The organism is Enterococcus sp. DIV1639a (assembly GCF_050530445.1).
In the GTDB taxonomy this organism is placed as follows: Bacteria; Bacillota; Bacilli; order Lactobacillales; family Enterococcaceae; genus Enterococcus_B; species Enterococcus_B hirae.
Genome location: NZ_CP172886.1, coordinates 91,575 through 111,638 on the forward strand (window position 1 = coordinate 91,575; position 20,064 = coordinate 111,638).

The window sequence follows — 20,064 nt, forward strand, 5'->3', positions numbered from 1 at the left end:
ATTGCAACAAACAAAAAAAAGAATTGTATAAAACTATTATTGCGTTATCTAAAAAAGGGGAGGTAAATACCGAAACATTTAAAGAAAATCTATCTAATTTGTTGGAAATAAGATATCAACTTGCAATAAAAAAAGAATTTGAACAAAGTATTGGTGTAGAGATTTCCATTTTTTATCAAAAAGAGTCATTATTTACTATGCCAGCTATAGAATCAAGTTTGGAGCAAACTTTAGAATCAATACAACCTTTAAATCAAATTTACAAAAATAAAATGACTGAACTTTATCAAAAAAACCAGCAATCATCAGAAGGTCCTTCGGTATAATTTACCATCAAAAAATAGTTTTTCTAATAGTCGACCGAAACCTGTAACTAGAAATGATCATTTACAACCAACAAATGGTGTTTCTAACAGTCGATTGGAAACTGAAACCAGAAATGATCGTTCTTTTTAACTAATAGATAAATAAAGCATCAAGAGTGACAGAAGCATTCAGCCAGGATGTATCATTTGTGTTATTTTATTTTTGGAGTTCCTAATTGGAAGACTCAGGTAAGCTCGCGTACTACGAGTAAATTCTAAAATAGATCAATCAGTTTACTGAATCCTCTGTTACTATACAGAACTTAAATTTTAAAAATAAAGAAAAAAATGGACTAGGAACCACTTGTTTTGAGTATATAATGTGAAGGACTTAGTAGGTTTATTAACGAAAGGAGAGTTATTTTATGGGAACTGAAGAAGATAAATATCTAGGAACATCAAGCTTTAACCGTATTACTTACCATCAAAGTTTTGACGATAGTTCGGATTCTGAGGATGAGTTTGAACAAGCTGCAGACCCAAGGGAGAATGCTGGGGCTAACGAAAACCAAGCCATGATCGTTGACTATAGTAAGCTAACAATGAAAGAGTTGAAACACGAGAAAGAAGATTTGTACAAAGAAATCATCCCAGCTTATGAAGAAGGGGATTTGGATACCAATCAATCGAAAGAAAAATTACGTAACTTGTTAAACATACGATACCAAATTCTTGCTAGAAATCAGCTTAAAAAACAATTCGGTATTGATGTTCACGCTTTGTATCATAAAGATCATTTGTTTGATGATCGAAGCGTAGAAGGGCAACCATTGAATCAAACATACAAAAAAAAATAGTTGCTCTTTCTAATGGAATCTCAGACCCTCCAGAACAATCAGTAGATTATTTAGCTAAACCATCAAAAAAAGATCTAAAAGAAATTGGTAAGCTCTATAAGCAAATAAAGAAGTTAGAAACAAAAGATTTAGAAAAAGCAAGGAGTTTAGTTAAGATTTTGCATAACAAACTTCAACCTGAAATGTATAAAATATTACAATACCTAAACGATCGACATAGCTATGATTATTACGATCTAAGTCGAAGCAAAACTTTACAAAAAGCAAGGATACACGATATAGATAGTAAAAATATACTTATAACAAATAGCAAAGAACGTTTAACTCATAGAAGCTATAATCATAAAACATTTGACTTTGACATTCATACTAAAAATAAGAAGGAACTAAAGCAACTAGAAGAGAAGTACAATAAATCACTTGCTTCGTTGATTAAACAATCAAGAAAGCAAGAAACCTCTAGTTTGAATGAGTCTATTAAATGGACTATAGGACGACTACGTGATGTCCGTCTTCATCTTTATGTCGTAAGAAACGTGGATCGTGTTTCTAGTATTGACCTGCGCGAGTTTTGTGAAAAATATGCTCCAAGAATAGGGGAAAATCCGCAACGACTCTATCGGTCGTTTCAATTGACACTGGCAGATCATTTAAAAACGTCGGGGACTAACTTCAGTGAACGGCAATCTATTGATAAAGAATATCAAGAATTAAAGAAAACGGATAGTGAAATAACCTGGAATGAATCGAAGAAGAAGATAACCGAACTCTGTTCTAAAATATTTCAGGTACTTGAACATAATGGCTTGATAGAAGCTAACGCCTATAAGTACAAAAATGACTTAGAAAATGCTGTTCCTGAAATTTCAAAAGAACGAAGTGAGTATGTAAAATTAGGAATAAAAGATTTGAGGAAAACAAAAAAGAAATTATATGATGAGATTATTACGGCGTATCAAAACGGGTATATAGACACTCCAAGCTTTAAAGAAAATTTACGAGATTTACTAGAAGTTCGTTACCAAATTGCAATGAAAAAAGGGTTGAAACGAAATGTTTTTATCCTAATGACAAAAGCGGAAAATTCAGTCGCAACAAAAAGCTATAATTATTACGATCTCAGCACAAGCAATACGTTAAAAAAAGCAGGTATACATAACATAGATAGTAAGATGATTCTCAGTAAGGAAAATGAATACACATTAAATGAACAAGATCAAGAATATCTTACAAAAAATGAGCAAGAATTGGAACAAGAATTAGCTGATTTGAAAAATCTGAAGAATACACTTGATAAACAATCAAGTGAACAAACAGATCCTCGGCTGAAAAAGCAAATGGAAGTGGGATTAGCTGAATTAACAGCTCAAATAGAGGACACTTCTCTTCATCATCGTGTATTGCGAGATATAAACGGATTTGTTGGTATTGACCTCCAAGAGTTTTGTGAAAAATATGCTCGAAGAGTAGGGGAAGATCCACAAAAATTACATTATATGTTTCAAAAAAAAGCAGTAGAAACATTAAAAACGTATAATGGAAATGTTGAAGAAACAAAGTCAGAATTAAAATTTGTTGCTGAGAGCTACGAGAGCATAAAACAGGATGATAAAAAAAAATACTGGAAGAAAGCGAATAGGGAGATAAACACCCTTATTTCAAAAATAAACAATGTATTTGAAACGGATAAGTTAACCGAAAATCAACACTTACAGGAACCACGATTATCTGTGGAAGAAGGACAATCAAGCAGAAGTAGTTTCGATCAATCCGCTCGCAGCTCTCAAGCCGGCTCCGAATTTTCAATTAGTAGTAGTTTATTGGATAAAGAAAATGATGCCACTCCAGAAGAAACAAATTTATATCTAGAAGCGAGAAATACTACATTAGCTAGTGAGATAAAAGGAGCAACAGACGGTTTAGGCAAACCCGCTTGTAACTTTAAAACTGGCTCCAATACTTCAAACCAGAGTAATTTAACAGATAAAGAGATTAATCCAAATCCAGAAGTAACACAGCTTAGTGGAAACAGCAAGGAAGAAGGAAAAACAGGCAGTTTAGATCAACTTACCTCTCAAACCAAAAAAACATCTTTGTTTAGAGCTACATATGCGGATATCAGAGACTTGCAAGACAACTTAATATATCAAAAAAAAGCTAGACAATTAAGTAATGAAGTGGGGAATAATGGCAAGTTTAATAACGGAGAAGTAGATAATGGAAAGGTAGATAACGGTAGGTTGAGTAATAGTCAGAAAAAAGAACTGAGAGTAATTTTAGGAAACAGTGGCACACAGGAGGCCAAAATGCATTCTACAGCATCTCCAAATCTTGTAAGCCGGGTAAATAATCCTAAGGGCGCCGTTGGGTACGACAGATGAGTAATCAATAAACCAGAACATTTAACTTTTTAACTTCGTTGAGGAATGATCAGAAATTGATGTTGGTTATGAGAGATAGAATAATTGGGACAGAAAGAAGAAAAGTTTCTTTCTGTCTTTTTTTATTTGGTAGGTTTTGCCATGACGGAACATGTTTTGTAGGTTGAAATAATAAAAATAAGCGATTGGATCCTTGACAATTCACCCTCTCTTTCCGGAGGTGGGAATTTAAATAAGGGCAGTTCATCTAATCAACAGGGTGATGTTCAACGCTTAAGAGAGCTTTTGGAGAAAAGACGTGAATCAAGTTCGAGTCTGCAATCAACGTCAAGGATTGCAGGCTCCACAAGTCCTGTAAGGAAGATAACAGAACATAATGAAATTACTGAATACGGTAGTAGATAAGTAATCAGAACTATAAGAGTCATCAACGTAAAAATCAGCGCCATCATTTCAATTTTAGAAATGATGGCGCTGAGTGGATCATTAACTATGTTTATATCGCTTATTTACTTTGGGCTCTTTCTTTTGATACCACACATATAGGATAAAAAGTCCGATACAAAGAACGAACAAAATCGATCCGATGATAAAACCTTGAGGTAAGTAACTAAAAGTGACGGTATGTTTGCCTGCAGGTAGTTTGATCATTACAAAGGCATCTTTGAAGTTTTCGACTTTGACTGCCTTTCCATCGATTTTTGCGGACCAGCCAGCATCATAAGGGATCGTTGTGACTAGCATTCTTTCTTCGGATGTGTTGACAGTACCAGTGGCTGTTCGGCCGGTCGTTTTCATAGCAACACCATTTTCTTTGATTTGATTCATTGCTGCTTGATAAGCAACAACATCAAGTCCAAGAACTTTAGGTTCCATAAAGCTAACCTCTTTTGTACCATAAAAACTAGCAGAGAAAGTAACTGTTGTGTCTTGAGGATAATATCCTAGATCATAATACTGTCCAGAAATACTGATCTGAGTCTTTCGTGACACACCGTTGACAGTAATCGTGGCGGTAGAACTTTCTAATTGGGCATAGTTAGTAGGGAACAAACTGAGATAAGCTTGTGTGTTTGCTGGTACACGCACTTCCCAAGTAAGCGTTTTGGGCTGGTTATTCGTGGTTTCAGAATAAGTCACCCCGGTAGACGTCTTGTTTACTGTAACGTTTTGTTGGCTTTTCAAAGTTGGTGTGTAGAAAGTAAAATACCGCTCATTTAAATCAGCCAGCCGATTGATCAAATTGGTTTGACTCGTGAGATTGTCAGTTAATGGTTGTTCCACGTGATTAATATCTAATGGTGCTGTAAAAGCTAGCGGTAAAGCATTTAGATTTTTATAGAGTGTATAGTCACCGCTCTGACTTTCTTTCACAAAGCCATATTTGCTAAAGCTACTGTCGTTTTTAGCAATGTTATATTTTATTCCTGTAAACCCATCCATCAATAAGGTATTGTTTGCGTATCGGATATTAAGATTTGTTCCCCTTGAACGAAAGCCTAACGAATCTAGATAAGCAGAAGAGTTCCTGTTTCTAATAGAAGAAAACAAACTGATACCACTATAGCCATAGTTAATGGAATCATTAGGAGAAATCGGATCAAGATTTTCTAATCGATAAAAAGTATCCGATTCTTGTTTTGTCTGGTCAACAAGTGACTTGATGCTAGGAGCAGGATCAGTATATAAGCTTCGTGAAGCATAATTCCAATCATCTAATATCCCATGAATCATACTATTCGTATTGACACTTGCTTCTCCTGTCATCAGTAACAGTAACAATAAGCTAAGGTATTTAACGGGCTGTTTTGGTTGCTGGAAAAAGCCAATTGTTAACGCGTAAAGACTCAAGAAAACAATCGTTAAGACAAACGATGTCGTTGTAATATAAGAGTAACTATTATTAGGCTTAAGTCCCCATGCGATAGCAAAAACTGCTGCTAAAATGATGATGATACTGAGGAGTAAGCCTTGATCCTCTTTAGTTATTCGTTCCCATCCTTTGGCCGCTAACAAAAGGACGAGAAAAGAAAACAAATAGGAATAGCGGAACAAAAACATATTAGGCGCATGCATACCATGCCAAAAGAGGTTGAGTGGTACAAGATAGAAACTAGCAATCAATAAAGCAAATAAACTACCATACAAAAGTTTGTTCTTTAAGTTGATTTTTCGACTAGCAAAATAAAATAGACATAAAACTAATGGAAACAAACCAGCATAAATAAAAGGAATGGAGCCATATTTGGTTGTGTCATAGACACCGATCATGTTTTTCATGATGATATCCAAATATGAGGTAGCTTCGGTTTTTAGTGTAGTGATCTGTGTTAATGTTTCGCCATTTGATCGGAGATCCAAGACTGCTGGAAGAATAATGATCATTGATGCTCCACCAGCTAATAAGGAAGTAATCCCATAAGGTACAATCGATTTTTTGTAGAGTGACCATTTTGTAAACAGCCTTGCCATAAAATAAAGAAAAGAAAAAATACCGATCATAAAGCCCATATAAAAACTGGATAAAAAGAGCAATAAGTAACTAACAAATAATAATGTTGGTCGTTTATAATCCATGACCCGATGGATACCCAAAATAATAAGTGGAAGATAAATAAACGCATCCAACCACATAATGATCTCAGAATGAGCGGTAATGAAAGAGATCGAAGCATAGCTAACACTTAAAGCCACTTGTCCCCAACGTGGAATGTTATACGTCCGCGCAAGGAACCAAAAAGATAATCCAGCAAACCCAACTTTAAGCAGAGTTAGAAAATATAAAGCATCAGGCATCATATTATTAGGAAACAAAAGAACAAGCGGAGTAAATAATCCGCCTAAGTAATATGAAATTAAAGATAAATAATTCAGACCTAATGAGGCGTTCCAAGTATAAAAAATACTTTGCTTTCCTAATAACATGTTCCGAAAGCTTGCATGGAAATTTGAAAATTGAGAAAATGCATCACTTGCAAGAATGCTTCGGCTACTTCCTGGATAAATTCCGATACTTAAGTAAACTAACGCAAGTATCAAAAAAGGGATCAGAAAACTAGCAAAAGCATAACGACCATTTTCTTTAAAAAAAAGTTTGATTTTTGTTTTCATTGATTCATTCACCAAATTTCTATGAAATATGAAGTTATCTCTAGTTTATCATATTCATATTTTTAACTACATGAAAAGACTTGGCATTTCCAAAAAAATAAAAAAACAATAATAAATAACGTTTATTTTGAAAATAAAAGGCAAAAAAACTTATATAAACTGATTTTATAAATAATAAAATACCAGTTTTTAAAAGAATACATGTTTAATATTAAGGACTTGGCAAAACCTAAAAAGCCTACAAATGATCGTTCATCCAGATCATTTGTAGGCTTTTCAACTAACTTCTTTTATGAAAAGTAAGGCATTATAATAAAAATAAAAACCGTTCACGCACCGAACGGTTCAAACTTCATTCAATTAAACGCGTGCAACTTTTCCTGACTTCAAAGCACGAGTTGACACCCAAACTTTTTTAGGTTTTCCGTCGATCATAACGCGAACTTTTTGTAAGTTAGGTTTAACAGTACGTTTTGTTGAGTTCATCGCATGAGAACGATTGTTTCCACTTTTTGTCTTGCGACCAGTAAAGTAACAAACTTTTGCCATGTAATTTTCCCCCTTTACCTCGATTTGGAGCGATAGAATAATTCAGCTCATACCAGAATAACATATCATATGAAGGGGTAATATGCAAGTGTCTTTTCATAGCAAGAATTGACAATCCATGGGAATAATTGTAAATTATACAGGACTAATTTTAAAATTTTCAGCGGTTTTTGAGTACTTTAGGGTAACTGCCTTTTATTTCGGGTGACGCTATGATAAAATATGATAGAAGAAAAATGGGAGTATTTTGCCCGTTAAGGAGGCTCATTCATGGCTGTAAAAATTCAAACGTCAGCTGGAACCATTGAAATTACCAATGATGTGATTGCAACAGTTGTTGGTGGCGCCGCAACAGATGTGTTCGGTGTTGTAGGAATGGCCAGCAAGAACCAAATAAAAGATAATATTACTGAAATTCTACGAAAAGAAAATTATTCTCGAGGAGTAGTTGTTCGCCAAGAAGCTAATGGTATCGCAGTAGATGTTTATACGATCATTAGTTATGGTACAAAAATTTCAGAAGTTTCTCGCAATGTCCAAGAAAAAGTAAAATACAACTTGGAGACATTACTAGGTGTAACAGCCAATTCTGTTAATGTTTTCGTCCAAGGTGTTCGTGTACTGCCAGACTAGGCAGAAGGCTTGCTGAATGATTCAGCAGTCGATCTGAAGGAGGATTATCTAGGTGAGTGTAACAGAAATCAGTGCAAGCCAATTCCAGGAAATGGTTCAGGCGGGCGCGAATCGTCTGCAAGTAAATGCAGAATATGTCAATTCGTTAAATGTATTCCCAGTTCCTGATGGAGATACAGGTACCAATATGAATTTATCTATGACAAGTGGAGCTAAAGCAGTTGCTGATTCTACTTCTGAAAAAGTAGGCGAGTTAGCAGCAATGTTATCAAAAGGCCTACTAATGGGAGCCAGAGGAAATTCAGGAGTTATTTTGTCTCAATTATTCCGAGGCTTTTCAAAGCAAATACCTGATGTGACAGTGTTAAACGCTGCAGATTTAGCTGCGGCTTTTACGCATGGCGTTGAGACAGCTTATAAAGCAGTCATGAAGCCTGTTGAAGGAACCATTTTGACAGTAGCCCGTGAAGCTGCAAAAGCAGGAGAAAAGAAAGCTAAAACAAGTGACGACGTTGTTGAAGTGATGACGGCTGTGGTAAAAGGTGGGAAACGTGCCTTAGCGAAAACACCTGATTTGTTACCAGTGTTAAAAGAAGTCGGTGTCGTCGATAGTGGCGGTCAAGGTTTGCTATTTGTATATGAAGGCTTCTTAAGTGCCTTGAATGGTGAGTTCAAAATGACAGAAGTCTATGAACCATCACCAGCTGAAATGGATGAAATGGTCAATGCTGAGCATCATCGCAGTGTCCAAGGTCAATTAGCAACAGAAGATATCCATTATGGTTACTGTACAGAAATCATGGTAAAAATCGGTGAAGGGCCAACCGTCGATAGCCAATTTGACTATGAAGAATTTCGTAATTACTTAGATGGAATCGGTGATTCATTATTGGTTGTTAATGATGATGAGATCATTAAGGTCCACGTGCATACCGAAAATCCAGGTGAAGTATTAAATTATGGACAAAAATTTGGTTCATTAGTAAAAATCAAAGTCGACAACATGCGTTTACAGCATGAAACGATTTTAGAACACGATGAGCAAGCGAAGCCACAAAAAGCAGCTCGTACACCTTATGGGATCGTAGCGATTGCAGCCGGTAAAGGAGTGCAAGAGTTATTTGAAAGTTTAGGAGCAAACTACGTCATTAGTGGTGGACAAACGATGAACCCAAGTACGGAAGATATCGTTAAAGCGATCAAGGAAGTCAATGCGGATAAAGTCATCGTATTACCAAACAATAAAAATATCTTCATGGCTGCGGATCAAGCGGCTGAAGTAGCAGATATCCCAGTAGCGGTCGTACCATCAAAAACGATCTCTCAAGGATTAACTGCGATGCTTTCATTTAATGATCAAGTATCGTTGGAAGAAAACAAAGCGACTATGACAGAAATGCTTGCAAGTGTCGTTAGTGGGCAGATTACTCATGCGATTCGTGACACAACCATTGATGGTGTGAAAATTACTGAGGGCGATTTCTTAGGGATGATTGATGGGAAAATCGTTATCTCAGATTCTGACATGATGGCAACTTCATTCGCTACCTTAGAAAAAATGATCACTGAAGAAACAGAAATTGTGACGATTTTAGCAGGTGAAGGTGGTTCGGTTCATCAAGCAGAAGAATTATCAGCTAAATTAGTTGAACAATATCCAGATTTAGAAATTGAAATTCATCAAGGCGATCAACCGGTTTATCCGTATTTATTCTCTGCAGAATAGAAAAGGACAATCCTTTTCGCCTGAACGAACGGTAAAAGAACGGGGGCTGTACCAGGTTGTTGGTGCAGCCCTATTTCTAAGGAATGGATTGATAGTGAAACATACGGTAAAGGAGGGTGAAATATGAGGTCTTTAAATGATCCAGTGACGATGTTAGCCGGTGTGGGAGCAAAAAGGGCGGATAGTCTTGCTAGTCTGGGAATCCAAACCATCGAAGACCTATTGACCTATTATCCTTTTCGCTATGAAGACATTCAAGAAAGAAATTTAAATGAAATACTTGATCAAGAAAAAGTGACTTTAAAAGGCCTGGTTGTTTCACCACCAGTAATGAGTCGCTTTGGATACAAAAAGAATCGACTCCAATTTCGTATGATGCAGGATCATGCTGTTTTCAATGTTTCTTTTTTCAATCAACCATATTTGAAAGATAAAGTGAACTTATCCGAAGAAATTGCTGTCTATGGAAAATGGGATGCGAAACGGAAGTCATTAAATGGTATGAAAATTTTGGGTTCTCAAGCGGTGGATGATTTTTCTCCAATCTATCATGTCAATAAATCAATCCGTCAAACAACTTTAGTCGATTTGATTCGAAGAGGGTTCGAAGAGTATGGTGATTTGATCGAAGAGAATCTTCCCAATGGATTAGTTGAGAAATATCGACTGTTGGATCGGCCAACTGCTGTTAAGAGCATGCATTTTCCGAAAAATCATGAAGAAAACCATCAAGCAAAACGAAGAATTGTCTTTGAAGAATTCTTTTTATTTCAAATGCGACTTCAAGGGCTTAAAAAATCGGAAAAAGCAGAAACAAATGGCATTGAAATTTTATATGACATCCAGCGCTTGAAACAATTTATTCAAAAACTACCTTTTGAATTGACGGATGCCCAAAAAAGAGTCACGAATGAAATTTGTCGTGACTTAAGAAGTCCGCAACATATGCAACGCCTATTGCAAGGTGATGTAGGTAGCGGAAAGACGATTGTTGCAGCAATTGCCTTATATGCGGCGGTCACTGCAGGGTTTCAAGGCGCATTGATGGTACCAACTGAAATTTTGGCACAACAACACATGGAAAGCCTTCTTCAATTATTTGATGCGCAAGAAGTTAAACTTGCTCTGTTAACGGGTTCGACGAAAGCCAAAGAACGAAGAGAACTACTCGAATTGCTGGAACAAGGAGAAATCGATATCGTTGTCGGTACCCATGCGTTGATTCAAGAAGGAGTCGAATTTCAACACTTAGGTTTAGTTATTACGGATGAACAACATCGTTTTGGTGTGAATCAGCGAAAAGTACTCCGTGAAAAAGGCTGGCGTCCAGATGTTTTATTTATGACAGCCACACCAATTCCTCGGACTTTAGCGATTACTGCATACGGAGAAATGGATGTTTCGGTAATTGACGAACTTCCAGCTGGCCGGATTCCAATAGAGACGAGATGGGTTCGTACGCCACAATTAAATAGTGTGTTAGATTGGACATGGAAGGAACTGGCGAAAGGACATCAAATGTATGTCATTTGCCCGTTGATTGAAGAGTCAGAAGCATTAGACGTTAAAAACGCTGTTGAAATTTATGAAAAATTAAGTGCGCTTTTTGCGCCTCAGTATGAAGTCGGATTGTTACATGGTAAAATGAAGAACCAGGAAAAAGAAGCAATTATGGAAACATTTAAAGAAAACAAGATGCAAATCTTGGTTTCAACGACGGTCATCGAAGTGGGTGTAAATGTTCCGAATGCTACAGTCATGTTGATCATGGATGCTGATCGTTTTGGATTAGCACAGTTACATCAATTACGTGGACGTGTTGGACGTGGTAGTGATGCTTCTTATTGTGTATTGGTAGCTAATCCTAAAAATGAATTAGGGATTGAGCGAATGAAAATAATGACAGAAACGAACAATGGCTTTATTCTAAGTGAAAAAGATTTAGAGTTGCGTGGACCAGGAGAAGTATTTGGTTTTCGCCAATCAGGCTTACCGCAATTTGCAATTGCTGATCTTGTAACAGATAGTAATATATTAGAGGTAGCTCGTGATGAGGCACAAAAGCTATGGCAGTTAAAGGATTGGCAACTATTGCCAGAATACCAACATTTGGTCCGCAGTTTAGACTTGGAAAATCAAGATAATCGTTATTTTGATTAATAGACTGTGCTATACTTTATAGTGATGATAAAAAAGGAGTGGAAATAATGAAAATTGCCGTAGATGCAATGGGTGGAGATCACGCACCACAAGCCATTGTGGAAGGTGTGGCTTTAGCTCAAAAAGATTTCCCAGATGTGGAATTTATCCTTTATGGTAAGGAAAATGAAATAAGAAAATATCTAACAACAGAACACAATGTGACGATCATTCATACAGATGAAAAAATCGATAGTGATGATGAACCAGTTAAAGCCATTCGCCGTAAGAAGAATGCTTCGATGGTTTTGGCAGCACAAGCTGTCAAAAATGGTGAAGCAGACGCGATTTTTTCAGCGGGGAACACTGGCGCATTATTAGCAGCTGGACTCTTTATTGTTGGTCGTATCAAAAACATCGAACGCCCTGGTCTGATGTCTACTTTACCGGTAGTCGGTCAACCCAATGCAGGGTTTGATATGCTTGATCTAGGTGCAAATGCTGAAAATAAACCGGAACATTTATTACAATATGGAATCTTAGGCTCATTTTATGCAAGAAAAGTCCGAGGAATCGGTAGACCTCGAGTTGCTTTATTGAATAATGGGACGGAAGCAACAAAAGGAAGCGAATTAACTAAAAAAGCTTTCGAATTACTTCAAAATGAAACCAGTTTGAATTTTATTGGAAACGTTGAAGCGAGGGAACTATTGAACGGGGTAGCAGATGTTGTTGTAACCGATGGATTTACAGGCAATGCAGTATTGAAATCCATTGAGGGAACAGCAATGAATCTGATGGACCTTCTGAAAGCTGCCATTTTAAATGAAGGGTTTAAAGGAAAAATGGGCGCACTATTGTTGAAAGATGGGTTACGTTCATTAAAATCAGAAATGGATTATTCAAAACATGGCGGAGCAGTTCTTTTTGGATTAAAGGCACCAGTCATCAAAACTCACGGTGCGACTGGACCAGATGCAGTGAGACATACCATCAGACAAATCCACACTATGTTGGAAACCAATGTGGTAGGGCAGTTAGTTGAACAATTCGAAAAACCTGCAGAATAATGTTTCTGGTTGCTCGTCGACGACCCTATAGAAAAAAAGGTGGACAATCTTAGAAAATGTCAGTAAAATTAGCCTTGGTGAAGGAAATCGGCAATTTTGATAATTGTTGGAGGTGAAAACATTGTCACGTGAAGAAGTATTTAATAAAGTAGCGAAAATTATTTCAAATCATTTTGAAATTGATACAGATAAAGTAACTGATGAATTAAATATCAAAGATGACCTAAAAGCTGACTCAATTAGCATCATGGAATTTGTTTTGGAACTTGAAGATGAGTTTGGAACAGAAATTTCTGACGAAGATGCAGAACAAATTGAAACAGTTGGTGGGGCAGTTGACTACATCAGCAATCATCTTAACTAATCATCAGCATAAAAGTGAGTAAAGATCAATCGGATCTTTACTCACTTTTTTTTAATTTTTCAAGTGATTTATCTTTATTTTAAATAGATTTTTCTGACAATTCTGGCAACTGACTGAAATTTTCTTGCATTGTAGAGGGGTTTTATATATAATTATTAATAATATATTGCACTATCCTTAGAATAACGCTTATTATAAAACGTTTTATTCTGTGGGATATCATTTTTTATTAAGAAAACTTCCAACCAGGGAGCAGAGAGGGGTATTCGATTGTCAGATAATCAACTATTAGATGTTCAGAACCTACATACAGGCTTCCGTCTTAAAGATGAGTATTACGATGCAGTAGATGACGTTTCTTTTACATTAGATAAAAACGAGATCTTAGCAATCGTTGGAGAATCTGGTTGCGGGAAAAGTACATTAGCGACTACTATTATGGGGTTACTTGATCCAAACAACACAAAGATCACAGGCGAAATTTTATATAATGATTTAAACTTGATTGAATTGAATGAAACTTTGTATAACAAAATCCGCGGGAATGATATTGGGATGATTTTCCAAGATCCGTTATCTGCGTTAAACCCTTTGATGCGTATTGAAGATCAAATTAAGGAAGGGTTATCTTATCATACCAAAATGAACGCTGAACAACGGCAAGCTCGTGCCTTGGAATTGTTGGAGCAAGTTGGGATTCCTAATCCTGCCAGAGTCGGACGACAATATCCCCATGAATTATCTGGGGGGATGAGACAGCGGGTAATCATCGCCATTGCGATTGCGTGTAAGCCACCGATTGTTATTGCGGATGAGCCAACGACAGCGCTAGATGTAACGATTCAAGCGCAAATCCTTGATTTATTAAAAGACTTACAAGAAGAAACCAAAACAGGAATCATTCTGATCACGCATGACTTGGGTGTCGTGGCAGAAATGGCTGATCGGGTAGCGGTAATGTATGGCGGTCAATTTGTTGAAGTAGCTGGGGTCAAAGAACTTTTTGAAAATCCTAAACACCCTTATACCCGTTCATTGTTGAACTCTATTCCTCAAGAGGGGAACCATGAAGCTGAGCTCCATGTGATTGAAGGCGTTGTTCCTTCTTTGAAAAATATGCCACGAACTGGTTGTCGTTTTGCTCCTCGGATTCCTTGGATCCCAGCCAGTGATCACGAAGAAAACCCTGTCCTTCATGAAATTGCTCCGAATCATTTGGTTCGTTGCTCTTGCTACAAACATTTCCACTTTAGAGACGAAAAAGGAGAGGTGTAGATGACAGAATTAATTACAATCAGCGATTTGAAAGTACACTATCCTATTCGTAGTGGATTCTTTAATCGAGTAACGGATCATGTATATGCAGTAGATGGTGTCGACTTCATTATTGAAAAAGGAAAAACGTATGGCTTAGTCGGAGAATCTGGTTCTGGTAAATCAACGACAGGGAAAGCAGTCGTTGGATTAGAAAAAGTGACTTCAGGACAAATCATTTATGAAGGTAAAGATGTCACTAAAAAAAGTAACCGACAAAAAATTGGCTATAACAAAGATGTTCAAATGATCTTCCAAGACTCAATGTCCAGCTTGAATCCTAAAAAGCGAGTATTGGATATTATTGCAGAACCGATCCGTAACTTTGAACGTTTGAGTGATCAAGAGGAAAAGAAAAAAGTGAAAAATCTACTGGATATCGTAGGGATGCCGGAAGATGCGCTGTATAAATATCCACATGAGTTTTCAGGTGGACAGCGTCAACGTTTAGGGGTTGCACGTGCAGTTGCGACAAACCCAAAACTCATCGTAGCAGATGAACCAGTTTCTGCATTGGATTTATCCGTTCAGGCGCAAGTATTAAATTTCATGAAACGAATCCAACAAGAATTTGGTTTAAGTTATTTATTTATTTCTCATGACTTGGGAGTCGTGAAACATATGTGTGATAATATCGCAATTATGTATAAAGGTCGATTCGTTGAAATTGGTACACGAGAAGATATTTATAATGATCCACGTCATATCTATACGAAACGTTTACTGTCTGCTATCCCTCGGATTGATGTCGAAAATCGGGAGTTACACAAAGAGAATCGACGAAGAGTGGAACGTGAGTACATCCAAAATCAAAAGGAGTACTACGATGCAACTGGTCGAGTGTACGATCTCCGTACGATCACACCGACGCATAAAGTAGCGTTGAAAGATGGAGGTGCCAGCTAATGTGGAAAACGATATTACGACGTGTATTATTAATGATCCCACAAGTTATTATTCTTAGTATTTTGATCTTTATGTTGGCAAAAGCGATGCCTGGAGATCCTTTTACCGGGTTGATCAACCCCAACCAAGATCCAGCAGTCATCGAGCAAATGAGACAGGCAGCTGGTTTGAATGATCCTTGGTATGTCCAGTATTTCCGATGGATCGGGAATGCGTTACAAGGAGACTTCGGTCAAAGTTTCTTATACAAACGTTCAGTTTCTGATTTGATTGGTGAGCGTATCGTCAATACTCTTTACTTGTCGATCTTAACAGTTATCATTACTTATTTGATTGCTGTACCACTAGGTATGTTGGCGGGCAGATACCAAAACTCATTTTTGGATAAAGCTGTTGTAATCTACAATTTCTTTAGTTTTGCTGTTCCGTTATTTATCTTTGGATTGATTATGTTATTTGTATTTGGTTATCGTCTAGGTTGGTTCCCAACCAGCGGCTCCCAGACGTTAGGAATCCAAGGGGGCTTTTTCACCCAGTTGATTGATCGCATGAAATACATCATTTTACCATCGATCACTCAAGCCTTTTTAGCTACAGCTGTAACGATCCAGTATTTACGTAGCGAAGTCATTGATTCAAAATCTTTAGACTTTGTGCGAACTGCCCGTTCAAAAGGGGTACCAACCAATAAAGTATTTAGTCGTCATATTTTCCGAAACGCGGCATTGCCGATGGCTTCACAAATGGGTTATGAAATTACTTCCTTGATTGCTGGTTCAGTAGTTATTGAAAAGATTTTTGGCTACCCAGGAGTCGGTAAATTGTTTATTGATTCGATCGGACAACGTGACTATACAGTTATTACCTCCTTAGTATTGATTTTAGGAATTGCGACGTTGATCGGAACCTTGCTTTCAGATATCATCATGAGCATTGTTGATCCACGTATCCGTATCCAATAAAATTCAATCAGAAAGGAGAAAAGACAAATGAGTGATAAAAAGAAAGACGTTGTGCAAGAAAGTATCCCGCCAATGGGGTTACGAATGATTGCCCGTGAATTTAAAAAAGATAAAATCGCCATTTTTTCATTAGGCTTACTCGTTATTTTATTGTTAGTTATCTTTATCGGTGCGTTATTTACAGACCAAGATAAAGTAATGTATGTCAGCATCTTTGATAAATATGCAGCTCCAGGTGCTATCTCTACCGAGGGGACAAAATTTATTTTAGGAGCAGATGAAGGTGGTCGGGATGTTTTAGGACAACTGATTATCGGTGCAAGAAACTCCGTCACCATTGGTTTTGCAATCACAGTCATCACTTCGATTATCGGGGTTGGACTAGGGATCATTTCTGGGTTTTATGGGGGGATCATCGATAACATTTTGATGCGTATCGTTGACTTCATTATGATTTTACCGATTATGTTGATTATTATCGTATTTGTATCGATTATCTCTAGATATAATGTTTGGTCGTTCATCTTCATTATGAGTGCATTTTATTGGGTTGCTAAAGCTCGATTATTCAGAAGTAAAACTTTATCAGAAGCAAGGCGTGATTATGTGAGTGCTTCAAAAACAATGGGAACAAGTGATTTTAAAATCATGTTCCGTGAAATCATGCCTAACTTAAGTTCATTGATCATTACCAACTTAACGATGAACTTTGCAGCAAATATTGGGATCGAGACCACTTTGACTTTCTTAGGGTTTGGCTTACCAGCAAATGTTCCTAGTTTAGGAACACTAATCGGTTATGCCAGCAACGGTGAGGTTTTAGTGAATCGACAATGGATCTGGTTACCTGCGTCAATTCTAATTTTAGTATTGATGTTGAGTATAAACTATGTTGGACAAGCGTTTAAGCGTTCTGCCGATGCACGCCAACGATTAGGATAAAGAAGAAAGCAAAGGGGGAAATAAGGAATGAAGAAATCAATTTTAGGCGTTGTTACACTTTTTTCAGTAATGGCATTAGCTGCTTGTGGAAGCGGCGGAGGTTCTAACTCTTCTGGGAGTTCAGCAAATAACGGTGAGAAGAAGGAATTAACATTTCCAATCTCAACGAAAAATGATAAAGATGCAATAAAAGATGGCGAATTGGAGGCTGCAGTAGCAACCGATAGTCAATTCAAAGGATTGTTCCAATGGGAATTTTATCAAGATTCTTACGATGCAGCATTTATGGCACCTTCTCATGAAGCACTATTTACAAATGATGCGGACTTCAAGATCACAAATGATGGTGCAGCGAGTTTAGATTTAGACCAAGAGACGAAAAAAGCAACGATCAAAGTAAAAGACAATGTAAAATGGTCAGATGGTAAAGATGTAACCGCAGATGACGTGATTTTCCCTTATGAAATTATCGGTAACAAGGATTATACAGGTATCCGTTATGATGATAACTTCCGAAACATCGTTGGGATGGAAGAATACCATAGCGGTAGCGCTCCGACAATCTCAGGTATCAAAAAAGTGGACAATAAGACAGTTGAAATCGAATATAAAAAAGTGGAACCAAGTATGCTTCAATCAGGTGGTGGGATTTGGGCATATGCAGCTCCAAAACACACACTTGAAGGTGTAGCAATCAAAGACATGGAATCAAGTGATCAAGTACGTAAAAATCCAGTGACTTTTGGTCCATATTACATGAGTAATATCGTTGCAGGAGAATCAGTAGAGTATCTACCAAATGAATATTACTGGAATGGCAAACCACAATTGAAAAAAATCACGATGAAATCATTGCCGATTGCTAGTGCAACAGAAGCTTTGAACTCAAAACTTTATGACATGATTTTCCAAATGCCTACAGATACGTATGACACATATAAAGATGTCTCAGGTTACACAAACTTAGGACGTGAACAAACATCATACACTTACTTAGGCTTCAAATTAGGTAAATGGAATGCTGAAAAGAGCAGTGTTGAATACGATCCAAATTCTAAAATGGCAGATAAATCATTGCGACAAGCAATGGGTTATGCATTAGATAACGATGCAGTAGGGGAACGTTTCTATGCAGGGTTAAGAAGCAATGCTACTTCATTGATTCCTCCTGTATTTGAATCATTCCACGATGACGATCTAAAAGGATTTACGCAAGATATCGATAAAGCAAACAAATTATTGGATGATGCTGGCTATAAAGATGTAGATGGTGATGGGTTACGTGAAGATAAAGACGGAAATAAATTAACGATCAACTTTGCTTCAATGTCAGGTGGCGAAACAGCGCAACCATTATCTGATTACTATGTGCAACAATGGAAAAAAATCGGCTTAGATGTGAAATACACGACTGGACGTTTAATCGAATTTAACTCATTCTACGATAAATTAGAAAATGACGATCCTGAAATTGATGTATATCAAGCAGCTTGGAGTACAGGAACTGATCCAAATCCAAACGGACTATGGGGACCAAATGCAGCATTCAACTACACTCGTTTTGAATCAGAAGAAAATACGAAATTGATCAATGATATCAATTCAAGTGAAGCATTTGATGCAGATTACCAAAAAGAAGCATATAAAAAATGGCAAGCATATGCATTTGAAGAAGCTTTCGCAATTCCAACATTGTTCCGTAATGAAGTACTACCAGTGAGCGATCGTACTAAAGATTGGGATTGGTCATATGATGCACCAAATCCATGGGCGAAAGTAACGGTAACAGCAGAATCACGTTCTTAAAATAAGGACATACATGCCGTTTAGCGAAAGTAATGAATGAATCTGGCAATGAGAAAGACCTCCCAAACACGGAAACGGTTTGGGAGGTCTTTTCGTATAGCTGGCAACTTTTGAATACTATTTATCAAATCAATCAAATGATCAGCTAATAAATTCTTTAATCGAAAAAATCATTGGATCCTTGAGGTTTATTAAACCTTTACTTACCTTTTGTCGGAACCATTTCAAATTTAGACAAAAACCAGTATAATAAGGAAGTATTGAAAAAATATCCATAAAGGAATGTGAAAAATGGACAATCAGCTGACAAATGAATTAAAAGAAAAGTATACTATCGTTTTTCACGATCTCAATCTACTTGAACAAGCTTTTACCCATTCATCCTATGTGAATGAGCATCGCAACCTTCAACTATCAGATAACGAACGATTAGAATTTTTAGGAGATGCCGTATTAGAATTAATGGTTTCAGAATATTTATATCGTTTATATCCAGATATCCCAGAAGGTAAACTAACAAAGACACGTGCGGCGATCGTTCGTGAAGATAGTTTATCCAAGTTTGCCAAAGAATGTGGATTTGATAAATATATCATGTTAGGTAAAGGAGAAGAAAATTCTGGGGGAAGAACCAGACCAGCTCTTCTTTGTGACTTATTTGAAGCCTTTCTAGGTGCTTTGTACCTTGATCAAGGGTTTGAAGCAGCCCATGCCTTTCTTCAAACAGTTGTCTTTCCAAAAGTCAAAGCAGGTGCTTTTTCACATGAGATGGATCATAAAACGAAGTTGCAAGAAGTGTTGCAAAAATCAGGTGATGTATTTATTGAATACCGATTAATAAAAGAGGAAGGTCCGGCACATGAACGGATTTTTTGGATCGAAGTCTATGTAGATGACAAGTTGATTGGGACTGGGCAAGGAAAATCGAAAAAACTAGCAGAACAAGCTGCTGCAGAAAATGCACTGGCAGCACTGTAAAAGTAAGTGAGGGAACGCTTC

16 protein-coding genes are annotated in these 20,064 nt (G+C 37.0%); 14 read left to right on the top strand and 2 right to left on the bottom strand.

Annotated elements, in window-relative coordinates; genetic code table 11:
• Positions 1 to 23: 23 nt before the first annotated feature.
• The 3 genes from IGJ32_RS00485 (at position 24) to IGJ32_RS00495 (ending at position 3,543) form a co-directional block, all read left to right on the top strand.
• Positions 24 to 326, top strand: coding sequence for a hypothetical protein (locus IGJ32_RS00485; protein ID WP_081128366.1), 303 nt, complete (start codon positions 24 to 26; stop codon positions 324 to 326).
• Positions 327 to 730: 404 nt separating this feature from the next.
• Positions 731 to 1,162, top strand: coding sequence for a hypothetical protein (locus IGJ32_RS00490; RefSeq protein WP_251849584.1), 432 nt, complete (start codon positions 731 to 733; stop codon positions 1,160 to 1,162).
• A 158-nt stretch (positions 1,163 to 1,320) separates the two neighbouring features.
• A complete protein-coding gene (locus IGJ32_RS00495; RefSeq protein ID WP_430610600.1) occupies positions 1,321 to 3,543 on the top strand; it encodes a hypothetical protein in 2,223 nt (740 codons plus the stop codon).
• Between the two features lie 486 nt (positions 3,544 to 4,029).
• On the opposite strand, the gene IGJ32_RS00500 is transcribed toward IGJ32_RS00495, so the two are convergent.
• Positions 4,030 to 6,654, bottom strand: coding sequence for a YfhO family protein (locus IGJ32_RS00500; RefSeq protein ID WP_342081897.1), 2,625 nt, complete (start codon positions 6,652 to 6,654; stop codon positions 4,030 to 4,032).
• A gap of 360 nt (positions 6,655 to 7,014) precedes the next feature.
• On the bottom strand, positions 7,015 to 7,203 hold the full coding sequence (gene rpmB, locus IGJ32_RS00505) for a 50S ribosomal protein L28 (protein WP_010720425.1): 189 nt from the start codon (positions 7,201 to 7,203) through the stop codon (positions 7,015 to 7,017).
• Positions 7,204 to 7,473: 270 nt separating this feature from the next.
• Here rpmB and IGJ32_RS00510 point away from each other — a divergent pair, with 270 nt between their 5' ends.
• From IGJ32_RS00510 to rnc, 11 genes are all read left to right on the top strand, one after another.
• Positions 7,474 to 7,836 (top strand): Asp23/Gls24 family envelope stress response protein, encoded by a 363-nt coding sequence (locus IGJ32_RS00510; protein WP_010720424.1) that lies wholly within the window; start codon positions 7,474 to 7,476, stop codon positions 7,834 to 7,836.
• Between the two features lie 52 nt (positions 7,837 to 7,888).
• Positions 7,889 to 9,562, top strand: a complete 1,674-nt coding sequence (locus IGJ32_RS00515) for a DAK2 domain-containing protein (RefSeq protein WP_034698624.1) — start codon at positions 7,889 to 7,891, stop codon at positions 9,560 to 9,562.
• A 123-nt stretch (positions 9,563 to 9,685) separates the two neighbouring features.
• Positions 9,686 to 11,722 (top strand): ATP-dependent DNA helicase RecG, encoded by a 2,037-nt coding sequence (recG, locus tag IGJ32_RS00520; RefSeq protein WP_342081898.1) that lies wholly within the window; start codon positions 9,686 to 9,688, stop codon positions 11,720 to 11,722.
• A 47-nt stretch (positions 11,723 to 11,769) separates the two neighbouring features.
• Positions 11,770 to 12,771, top strand: a complete 1,002-nt coding sequence (gene plsX / locus IGJ32_RS00525; RefSeq protein WP_010720421.1) for a phosphate acyltransferase PlsX — start codon at positions 11,770 to 11,772, stop codon at positions 12,769 to 12,771.
• 121 nt (positions 12,772 to 12,892) lie between these two features.
• A complete protein-coding gene (gene acpP, locus IGJ32_RS00530) occupies positions 12,893 to 13,135 on the top strand; it encodes an acyl carrier protein (RefSeq protein WP_010720420.1) in 243 nt (80 codons plus the stop codon).
• Positions 13,136 to 13,405: 270 nt separating this feature from the next.
• Complete coding sequence (locus IGJ32_RS00535) at positions 13,406 to 14,410, top strand: ABC transporter ATP-binding protein (RefSeq protein WP_010736807.1); 1,005 nt, start codon at positions 13,406 to 13,408, stop codon at positions 14,408 to 14,410.
• Positions 14,411 to 15,355 (top strand): ABC transporter ATP-binding protein, encoded by a 945-nt coding sequence (locus IGJ32_RS00540; protein WP_010720418.1) that lies wholly within the window; start codon positions 14,411 to 14,413, stop codon positions 15,353 to 15,355.
• On the top strand, positions 15,355 to 16,317 hold the full coding sequence (opp4B, locus tag IGJ32_RS00545; RefSeq protein WP_010720417.1) for an oligopeptide ABC transporter permease: 963 nt from the start codon (positions 15,355 to 15,357) through the stop codon (positions 16,315 to 16,317). Before IGJ32_RS00540 ends, opp4B begins: the two co-directional genes overlap by 1 nt.
• 27 nt (positions 16,318 to 16,344) lie before the next feature.
• Positions 16,345 to 17,259: an ABC transporter permease gene (locus IGJ32_RS00550; RefSeq protein WP_010720416.1), complete on the top strand. Its 915-nt coding sequence runs from the start codon at positions 16,345 to 16,347 to the stop codon at positions 17,257 to 17,259.
• 27 nt (positions 17,260 to 17,286) lie between these two features.
• Positions 17,287 to 19,065, top strand: coding sequence for an oligopeptide ABC transporter substrate-binding protein (locus IGJ32_RS00555; protein ID WP_010720415.1), 1,779 nt, complete (start codon positions 17,287 to 17,289; stop codon positions 19,063 to 19,065).
• A gap of 291 nt (positions 19,066 to 19,356) precedes the next feature.
• Positions 19,357 to 20,043, top strand: coding sequence for a ribonuclease III (rnc, locus tag IGJ32_RS00560; protein ID WP_010720414.1), 687 nt, complete (start codon positions 19,357 to 19,359; stop codon positions 20,041 to 20,043).
• Positions 20,044 to 20,064: the final 21 nt, after the last annotated feature.

Bases quoted from the DNA above. Each gene is read 5' to 3' on its own strand.
- IGJ32_RS00490 (WP_251849584.1), top strand. From the start codon at position 731: ATGGGAACTGAAGAAGATAAATATCTAGGAACATCAAGCTTTAACCGT.
- IGJ32_RS00500 (WP_342081897.1), bottom strand. From the start codon at position 6,654: ATGAAAACAAAAATCAAACTTTTTTTTAAAGAAAATGGTCGTTATGCT.
- rpmB (WP_010720425.1), bottom strand. From the start codon at position 7,203: ATGGCAAAAGTTTGTTACTTTACTGGTCGCAAGACAAAAAGTGGAAAC.
- IGJ32_RS00510 (WP_010720424.1), top strand. From the start codon at position 7,474: ATGGCTGTAAAAATTCAAACGTCAGCTGGAACCATTGAAATTACCAAT.
- recG (WP_342081898.1), top strand. From the start codon at position 9,686: ATGAGGTCTTTAAATGATCCAGTGACGATGTTAGCCGGTGTGGGAGCA.
- plsX (WP_010720421.1), top strand. From the start codon at position 11,770: ATGAAAATTGCCGTAGATGCAATGGGTGGAGATCACGCACCACAAGCC.
- IGJ32_RS00540 (WP_010720418.1), top strand. From the start codon at position 14,411: ATGACAGAATTAATTACAATCAGCGATTTGAAAGTACACTATCCTATT.
- opp4B (WP_010720417.1), top strand. From the start codon at position 15,355: ATGTGGAAAACGATATTACGACGTGTATTATTAATGATCCCACAAGTT.
- IGJ32_RS00550 (WP_010720416.1), top strand. From the start codon at position 16,345: ATGAGTGATAAAAAGAAAGACGTTGTGCAAGAAAGTATCCCGCCAATG.
- IGJ32_RS00555 (WP_010720415.1), top strand. From the start codon at position 17,287: ATGAAGAAATCAATTTTAGGCGTTGTTACACTTTTTTCAGTAATGGCA.
- rnc (WP_010720414.1), top strand. From the start codon at position 19,357: ATGGACAATCAGCTGACAAATGAATTAAAAGAAAAGTATACTATCGTT.